The sequence below is a fragment of the Streptomyces sp. NPDC001852 genome, from assembly GCF_042891825.1.
Lineage (GTDB): Bacteria > Actinomycetota > Actinomycetes > Streptomycetales > Streptomycetaceae > Streptomyces.
In genome coordinates, this window is the sequence record NZ_JBIATN010000082.1 from 1 (window position 1) to 4,990 (window position 4,990).

General features: G+C 69.8%; 3 protein-coding genes and 1 pseudogene. 1 reads left to right on the plus strand and 3 read right to left on the minus strand.

Features of this window, described 5'->3' with window-relative positions; translation table 11 throughout:
* Positions 1-138, plus strand: a pseudogene (locus tag ACFYZB_RS46630) (IS5/IS1182 family transposase); the annotation flags it as partial.
* 11 nt (positions 139-149) lie between these two features.
* Here the strand turns inward: ACFYZB_RS46630 and ACFYZB_RS46635 are convergent.
* From ACFYZB_RS46635 to ACFYZB_RS46645, 3 genes are all read right to left on the minus strand, one after another.
* The gene (locus tag ACFYZB_RS46635; protein ID WP_388768244.1) at positions 150-896 is read right to left on the minus strand and encodes a hypothetical protein; all 747 of its coding nucleotides are present in this window, start codon (positions 894-896) and stop codon (positions 150-152) included.
* A gap of 410 nt (positions 897-1,306) precedes the next feature.
* Complete coding sequence (locus ACFYZB_RS46640) at positions 1,307-4,117, minus strand: hypothetical protein (protein WP_388768240.1); 2,811 nt, start codon at positions 4,115-4,117, stop codon at positions 1,307-1,309.
* A gap of 190 nt (positions 4,118-4,307) precedes the next feature.
* Positions 4,308-4,990: FG-GAP repeat domain-containing protein (locus ACFYZB_RS46645; RefSeq protein WP_388768242.1), on the minus strand; the 683-nt coding region annotated here is incomplete at its 5' end.

Below are 4,990 nucleotides of genomic sequence, written 5' to 3' on the forward strand. Positions count from 1 at the left end.
CTGCGGGCGGCAGCGAACATCCCGCGTTCGACGTCCGGGTGGGACGGCGGGAAGAAGGTGGGCGGACGCAAGAGGCACCTGGTGGTGGACTGCCTCGGTCTGGTCCTGGCCGTCGCGGTTGCAGCCCGCCGGAGTTCCTCGGTGACGTTTCAGTGTTCGGCGGCGGCCCGGAATTCTTGCGTGAGGGAAGCGATCTGCTGGACGTTGATGCCGCTGGACAGGTTGCTGAGGAGTCCGCCGACGGTCCCGGAGTCGGCCCAGGCGCAGAGCACTTCTGCGTTGTTCTTTCCGCACCGCACCTTCCCGCCGGCCGAGCCAGGGGTAAAAACCTTGGCGTCGGTGACGCGCGCTCCGGCCATGAGATCGGAGTTCTCGGTGTCCGCCGACTGCCGGGTGAGCTCCTGGGCGAGCTGTGGATCAGCGGTGCTGGTGTCACTGAAGACTTCCAGCACGGGCTGAGTGGGCTTTCTTGCGGTGGTGTAGAAGACGACGGCGTAGTGTTTGGGTAGTTTCCCGGCTATTCGTGCGTTGAGCAGGTCTGCTTGTCTGCCGGTCATCAGTCTGTAGCTGCCGAGGGTGGTCGGCGGGGTGACGGTGAGATGCGTGGGCCCCTTGGCTGCGGCGCTGCCGTAGTCGTCGGACCGGTGCATGTGGGGTGCGGCCATCGCCGTGGCTGCCACCACGATGACCACAGTGCCGATGACGACTCGACGGGTTCGTTCCCGCGCGAGCTTGGCCGTGGCCTCTTGGTCCTCGGGGATCGTGACCGGTTTGGGTCGGCGCCATGTGTGGGTCGTCGCCCAGAGGATGACGATGGCGATGGAGGCCAGGATGAACGGGGCGAGGACTTGTCCCGCCTGGTAGGCATCCGAATGTGTGTCGACAGCGGCAAACATGGATCGAGACCCTAGGAGGCGTGCATAGACATGTCCATGCCGCCAGGTTTCGGTCTGCTACCGATCATTCTGGTGTAAGGCAAACCGTCTTCCATGACCGGGAGGACTCGGGCGGATCGCGCTAGCGCATTCCGCTCTCGCAGCGGCACATCAGCGCTGTGCGCTCCCACTCCCCGGGCCAGGAGACCGCTCCAATCGCTCGCTGAACCGGAAGCGGGCGTACATGACCAACCCAGCCCGTGGGGCGGTGAATTTGGATGGGCTGGACCTTGTCGGACGGCGACGGCCGTACCAACACCCTCCGCCATGTCTGGCATCGCGCATGTGTACGGGGTCGGGCCCCGGTGCTGCCTTCACGGGGCCGCGGCGTGCGCGGCCCCGTGTGACGCACGGTCGTGGTCAGGGCTTGGTCATCGTGCGGTTGTGGTGGTGCCGGTGGCCCACAGGGTGCCGCCCTTGCCCGGCCCACCGGTGCTCTTGTACACGACGAGGTTGCCGTCGTTCTGCATATACGCGTAGGCGCCGGAGTGGCCGCTGGTGCCGGTGGCCCACAGGGCGCCGCCCTTGCCGGGGCCTCCGGTGCTCCTGTAGACGACGAGGTTGCCGTCCGTCTGCATCACGGCGTACGCGCCGGGGTGGCTGGAGGTGTGGGTGGACCAGATGGCGGCGCCGTCGCGTCGGCGGTACATCACCAGGTTGCCGTCCGTCTGCATGACCAGGCGGGTGTAGGTGCCTTGGGTCCACCAGCCGGGCTTGAGGGTGGTGCCGGAGTGGACAATCTGCGACCGGGCGTAGGTCCCGCTCGACCACAGTGCAGAGGTGCTCGCCCTGCCGTAGACGACGATGTTGCCGTCGTCCTGCACGGTGGCGTACGCACCGGGCGTGCTGTCCGTCGGGCCGGACCACAGGGCGCCGCCCTTGCCGGGTCCCCCGCTGCTCGTGTAGACGACGAGCTGGCCGTCCGTCTGCATGACTGCGTACGCGCCGGAGTTGCCGCTCGTCCCGGTCGACCAGACCACCTGGCCGGCGCCCTTGCCGGTGTTCAGGCGGGCGACGAGGTTGCCGTCGGTCTGCATGGTCAGTGTCATCGTGGAGCTGCTGAGGCTGTGCCCGGAGGGCAGGTGCTGGCCGGGGTAGATGAAGGAGCCGGCGGCGGGTGCGGGGGTCGAGGCGGGGATGTGCGGGTCGACGAGGTGGACGTTCTCGCCGCTGTCCAGGTAGGCGATGGTGCCCTGGTACTTGTCGACGGCCCAGGTCACCCGGCGGTCGTTGGCGACCGGTCCGGCGGGCAGGTCGGCCAGGTCGGTGGTGGTGGCGGTGTCGGTGTGCACGTCGGTCAGCGTCAGTTTCCCCGCCGCCGTGTCGTGCTCGACGACGAACCCGTCGCCGAGCTGCGCGGGATGAGCGGGTACGGGGATGTCCTTGCCGGTGGCGAGGTCGTGCACGCCGGCCGGGCCGGAGGGGCCGCAGGACCAGTACACCCAGTGCTGGGCGGCGGCCTGCAACTCGCTGGGCACGCAGGGGGCGTCGGTCGGGACGGTCTGGACGGTGCGCCGGGTGGTGAGGTCGATCTGGGCCAGGGTGCCGGGGGTGCTGCCGGGGACCCATACCGTGGAGCCGGACAGTGCGGCGGCGGAGATGGTGCGGCTGAACAGGACGTGGCTGGTGCCGCCCGCGTCCGCGTCACCGATGTACTGCTTGTTCGTGGAGCCGCCGTCGTAGACCACGTAGGGGCCTTCGGCGTCGACGAGGGTGCCGCCGGTGGCGCCGGGGGTGATCAGGATCGGGCTCAGGCCGGGAATCTTCACGACGACGGCGTCACCTTCGGCGCTGTCGCCCGGGCGCAGCTGGGAGATGCTCCCGTCGACATCGCCGTTGGCGATGGGCGGGTTGCACGTGGCTGCGGTGTCGCAGTCGGTCGGGGCGAGGGAGTCGCTGAAGTCCAGGTTGGGGCCGTAGGAGGGCGGCGAGCCCGGCTGGACGCTTCGGTCGTAGACGTAATCCCCACCGCCTGGACCGCGCTCGACGGTGAACAGCTTCCCGCCGCCGAGGGCCAGGCCGTCGATGGGGGCGGGCACGTCGGGGTCGGAGTCGACGGCGGTGCCTGTCGGGGTCCCGTCCGGTCCGGCGGTGAACAGGCGCGCCGCCCAGTCGGTGGCGGCCGGGCCGCCGACGGCGACGACTCCATTCGGTTCTTGGCGGACCGTGTTTGCGTTGGCGTGGTCCAGGAGCGGAGTCACTGTGGCGGATCCGGACAAGGGCATCGTGTAGAGCGGGTAGCCGAGTGTGTCGTCCGGGGTGAGCGGACCGCCGTGCGACACGGCGTCGGTGAACACCAGGGAGTCGCCCGCGACGCCCACGTAGCGCAGGACGCTGCTGTATCCGCTGCCCAGCGGCGCCGACGGGACCTGAACCGTGCTCACCGGGCCGCCAGGAGCGGACCGCGGCACGAAGAAGACCTGTCCCGCCGTGCCGCTCGCCGGGACCGCCGTCATCGAATACCAGGCGATGTACTTGCCGGACAGCACGACACGGAAGCCGGAGTTCAACGGCTCCGAGTTGATGGGTGTGACCCCGCCGGTCGCCAGGTCCACCAGCGCCAGCCGACGCTCGGTGGTGCCGTTGACGGTCTGGCCGTAGGACACCACCACCGAGTCGGCGTCCCCGGCCATCACCCCGGCCCCCAGCGTGGCGCCGTCGGGCCACCCGGTGACGGGTGTGTCGGTCTGCTGCCCGTCAGCCATGCCGAGCACGTGAAGGCCCGTCACGGTTCCATCGGCGGCCTTGGCGACCGTCAGCAGGCGCGAGCCGAAAGCTCCGACGTAACTCTGACCGGCACCGGGGGTGATGGTCGTGGTCGTATCCGAGTCCATGTCGTGCAGCTGGTACCCGTCGGCCGAGGGGGTCGCCACCACGTCGGATCCCGCGCCCCAATATCCGGGCGTCGGGTTGGCCGTGACCTGCGGTACTGGGATGTCCGGTCCGCCCGCGTACTTTGTCCAGACGAAGCTGGACTGGTTGACCGGCCGATGCAGAAAGCCATGGGTACCCGCGAAGACGACGACGTCGCCGGGCGGGTTGTACAGCAGCGCGGCCGGTATGACCGTCTCGCTGGTCGTGTCGGCCGAGGCCATGGCCGCGGTCAGGGGCAGTGCCCCCGTGGCGAGGGCGCATGCCGCGGCGACCGCGATGCATCCGCTCCTCAGGGTGTGCTGGGCCACCCGTTTCCTCCTTGGGAGTGAGCCGGACCGGGTCCCGTGCAGGGGCCCGGCCCGATGGTGGTTGGCGTGGTGTGTGGTTACTGGTCGGTGTAGCGGCGGACGGGTGAGGCGAAGCCGCCGTCGCCGTCGCCGGTTACCTGGGAGAGCCCCGGGCAGGCGGATGGTGCGGCCAGGTCGATGCAGCGCAGGATCATGAGAGGGCGTTGTATTCGTTCCATCCGGAGCCGATGCGCGTGCGCGGCTTGAAGAGAAGGTTGGATCCTCCGGTGCCGGTGTAGAGCCAGAGGACGCCGTTGTGGTCGCGGGCGAGGAGGTCGGGGTGGCCGTCGTCGGTGACGTCTCGGACTCCGACGAGCGTGCTGTAGGTGTTCCAGCCCGAGCCGATCCGGATGCGCGGCTTGAAGGGGGCGGCGGCGTTGCCTGAGCCCGGGTAGAGCCACAGGACGCCGGAGGTGTCGCGGGCGAGGAGGTCGGGGTGGCCGTCTCCGGTGAGGTCGCCGGCGCCGATGAGCGTGGTGTATGCGTTCCAGCCGGAGCTGATGCGGACGCGCGGCTTGAACGCGGAGGCGGCGTTGCCGGTTCCCTGGTAGAGCCACAGGACGCCGTTGCGGTCGCGGGCCAGCAGGTCGGGGTGGCCGTCTCCGGTGACGTCCCCGGCGCCGACGAGCGCGGTGTATGCGTTCCAACCGGAGCCGATGCGGACGCGCGGCTTGAAGGGGGCGGCGGCGTTGCCTGAGCCCGGGTACAGCCACAGGACGCCGGAGGCGTCGCGGGTGATGAGGTCGCCGGTGCCGTCGCCGCGCTGCCCGGCGAGGCTGGTGATGGCGTTGTACTGGCCCCAGCCCGCGCCGATCTTCTCCCGCCCGCCGAACA

Excerpts from the sequence above, each read along its gene's own strand:
- ACFYZB_RS46635 (WP_388768244.1), bottom strand. The coding sequence starts at position 896 with ATGTTTGCCGCTGTCGACACACATTCGGATGCCTACCAGGCGGGACAA.